At 50.7% G+C, this 609-nt stretch carries 1 protein-coding gene; it reads left to right on the plus strand.

Annotated elements, in window-relative coordinates; translation table 11 throughout:
- On the plus strand, window positions 1-609 hold a 609-nt coding region (locus JI65_RS17025), incomplete at both ends, for a hypothetical protein (RefSeq protein WP_191018354.1).

Raw genomic sequence — 609 nt, forward strand, 5'->3', positions numbered from 1 at the left:
CCACAAATCGCCGTTACAGAGCCAGTTACGCCGGATTCAATTTTGGGCAAAGACGAAATGTTTGAAGGCGACGAAGGCGACTCGCCAAAAACTCAGCTCGCACTTGCAGACGCACCTGCAAGCACAGAGCCAACTTACCAGACTGAAAGTGCAGCGGTTTCAACAGAGTCAATCAACACTCCACAGACCGAACTTGCGGCAGCTGTTGAACCAGTTGAAAACTCGCGCTTGACAAGCGAAGCCGAACCAACTCAGCAGGTGGCAATTTTGACGGGCAAAAAAGACGAGACTCTTTCAGAAAAAGAAGAAAGCGAGAGCGTAAATCCGCTTCCGTTTGAACTTCCGCCAGACATGCCTCTTCTCGTGCCAGACGCTCCGATTCTCGACACCCCTCAAACAGAACTTGCCACTGCCCCGCACTCAACGGAAAAGCCGGAGACTGAACAAGTTGCCGTTGCAAAGCCAATCGTAAAGCCTCAGGAAATGGCTTTGGCAAGCGAGCCTGTAAATGCGGAGCCAACTTACCAAGCTGAAAGTGCAGTGGTTTCAACAGAGTCAATCAACACTACACAGACTGAACTTGCCACGGCAGTTGAAGCAGTTGAAACT

Source organism: Treponema zioleckii (genome assembly GCF_014737315.1).
GTDB lineage: Bacteria > Spirochaetota > Spirochaetia > Treponematales > Treponemataceae > Treponema_D > Treponema_D zioleckii.